Here is a 3,338-nt window from a genome sequence, read left to right as displayed (position 1 = left end):
TCAGTTTCATCAATTGTTGATACTGGAGTTCCACCTGTTACAGGTGTTGCAACTGTGATAGCTGCTCCTGTAGTAACTGTTACAGCTGCTCCTGTAGTATCACTAGTAAGAGTTATATTTCTAAATTCTGATGCTCCATTCCATACATTTAATCCAAATTTTCCAGTTGTATAATAATCTTGAGTTACGTCACATACCTTTTGACCATTTATCCAGTAAATAATGTGATTTCCATTTAACTCTAATTTCAAATGGTATCTATTATATTGCGCTTCTGGAACATCGCCCTCTGCACCTGCAAATGCAACCTCTTTCATACCACCATTTCCATCTGGAACCTGTGCAAATAACCTATAGTGACCCCATTTTCCAACATTAGCTATAATTCCTCCATCTCCAAAGTAATTATTGCCTTGAGCAAGTAGCACAACTCCTGCTACATCACCATTTGCTGGACGTGTATTATGCCAATCTCCTAGCATTTTAGAGTCCACATCTAAAGTATAAGTTCCTTGACTTGTATCTATATTCTGGTCTGAAATTGCGAAACCATTATTGTTTTTACCACCATCTACCACATAACTATCACCAGAAACATGTAAGTCTTCTGGTGTAGCATTAAAAGTTAAGCCTGAACCCGCAATGCTTGTCCCAGTACTTGGATCATTATTGCTAAATGTTACATTTTTATATGGTGTTGCTCCACCAAAAACATTTAATCCAAATCTTCCTGTAGTAAAATAGTTTTGATTAGTATCACAAACTAATTCGTTATTAATCCAATATTTAATATGCCCATCACTAACTTCTGCTTTCAATTTATATATGCTATCATCAGTCTTTGGAACTATCCCACTATTTAAATCGCTGACTTGTGGATTTCCATTTGCATCAAGCCCTGTGAAGACAAACACTCTATATTCGCCATTTTTATTTATATTAGCTATTATAGAACCTTCCTTTGGATTTGCACTTTTTGATAATAATACAAGGCCTGCAGTACTTCCATCTGACACATCTGCATCTGCTTTCAAAGTAGAAACCTTTCCACTTACATTAGTTTCTTGTGCCACAGCAAAGCCATCACCCGAACTACTTCCTGTATAACTGTCATCTTTTACATACCAATCTCCAGTAGTTTCAAAATTAGTTAAGTCATTTATTATACTGCCTGGATTGCTGTCATACACACTTATATTAATTGTTTTGCTTGATTTTTGATCTTTTGATGTAGCGGTTAAATTTGTATTTCCAACGCCTTTTGTTTTAAAAGTAGTTTTTCCATCATCTTGATTTACAATTTCTAAAACATTAGAATCAAATTTCCAAGTAACACCTTGTTCTGCTGTTTCCGGAACTGTAGCTGTATAAATAGTAAATTCATCTCCTACTTTCTTACCCAAATTTCCTTCACTCAATGACACTAACACTGAATCTTTACCATCACTTTCATTATTCCAAATACTGCTTAAAGGATAATATTGAATTGTAGCTGTTGAAGTTCCACCAACAGAATATACTTCAATGCCGTTACTAGAACGATTAGGGAAAATTTGTGCTGACCCAGTTACTTCACCATTATTTCCATACACTTCTACTGAAGCTGAATCTACAAAAATGTGTAATTGAATTTTACCATCAGCTGTTTTACTCATTGATTGACTATAAGCTTGTAAAAATTTATCTGCACTTGGTGACTTTCCTGATTTTGAACGATCAAGTGTTACTTCTCCAGTTTGAGTATTATATTTAACTATAGTTTCCTGATCTGCAGATTTTCCAACTCTTAATTTAAATCCAACTTCTGTTGTAGACGCATCAGGTGTGAACTCTGCTACAATTTCGTATTGGCTTCCTGATAAACCGCTCATAATATTAGGCTGATTAGGAGAAATTGTGACATTGTCAAAAGTTGTAGGTGATTTACGTAAAGTTTTATATTCGTCAATCGGTTGCTGTATTAAACGAATTCCTGCATCTGTATTAATCAATTTCACTTCGGTTTGTAAATCAAATGACCCATTAAACGTCTTTGTTATTGATGCTACATTATTACAGTAATCCCAGTTATTCATCCAATTAATCATAATTCTTCTTCCATCTGGTGTACCGTTTTCACCTGTACCATAATAAGTTTGTGCTGCATATGAATCTTTAGCAAAATTCATAGGTAAATGGTCATTACTATCAGGAACAAACTTCCAAACCCCATCTACTTGTTTAAAATCTCCAACTCTATAATATCTTCCACCTTCACTTAATACCCACTTATATGTTCCCGTATTTCCAACCTCTAGCTTATAAAAATCTGGGCACTCAGTAGTAATACTTGAATCCATACCTTCTGGATGCCAATCTTTTAAATTATCTGACGAGAAAAATCTTAGTGGTCCTCCTGCTACTACCATAAACCATTTTCCAGCTTCTTCATTATAGAATACTTTAGGGTCTCTAAATGCTGAATTGTTTAATGGATCAGCATCTGATGCTATTACAGGATTACCTTCATACTTAGTCCATGTTCTTCCATTATCCTTACTATAAGCAATACTTTGTTTTTGTCTTTCTGCACCGTTATCCATATAATCTTGAGTATAAATCGCGACTAATCCTCCGCCTGCAATTCCATCAAAGAAGCCAGTAGTATTATCCTTATCTATAACTGCTGATCCTGAATAAATTGTTCCACCATCGTCTGGTGCTAAAGCAATAGGTAACTCTGTCCAATGAATCAAATCTTTACTAACAGCATGTCCCCAATGCATTGGTCCCCATACTGAGGCATCTGGGTTATACTGATAGAATAAATGATATTCTCCATTAAAGTAAACCATTCCATTCGGGTCATTTGCCCAAGCTTTAGCCGGAGAATAGTGATATTGTTCACGATAATCTTCCAAATAATTAACTGCAACACCAGTAGTACTGTTTCCTCCGCCAGCATTGCTGCTTCCTCCACCGGTATTACTGCTTCCTCCGCCAGCATTACCGCTTCCTCCACCATTATTACCACTACTTACATTATTGTTACTGCCACTACTACTATGATTGCTACTACTTGAACTATGTTGTTGACTAGTCGTTGTTGTGCTTGATCCATTGTTATTTTTATCTGAATTATTTGTATCAGTAACTCCAACTCCATTTGAGTTAAATGCTTTAGATATTGGTGGTATATCTTTTCCTACAGCTTCTCCAGTTAGCGCAAATGCATAGGTCTTCCCACTTATTGTTACATTTCCTACTTGCATAGCTCCTGATGCAACATCTAAGTAATAAATCTTATCATCTACTTTAACTACGCCAGTTTGCATTGCTCCTGATGCTGCTGCAAAATA

General features: G+C 35.7%; 1 protein-coding gene. It reads right to left on the bottom strand.

Features of this window, described 5'->3' with window-relative positions:
* Nucleotides 1–3,338 (bottom strand): GH32 C-terminal domain-containing protein (locus COL3_RS26470; protein WP_099716773.1); only part of this gene is annotated, 3,338 nt, incomplete at both ends.

Origin of the sequence: Clostridium sp. LS (genome assembly GCF_002760435.1) — a bacterium.
GTDB lineage: Bacteria > Bacillota > Clostridia > Clostridiales > Clostridiaceae > Clostridium.
This window is presented reverse-complemented; position numbering and strand designations above follow the sequence as displayed.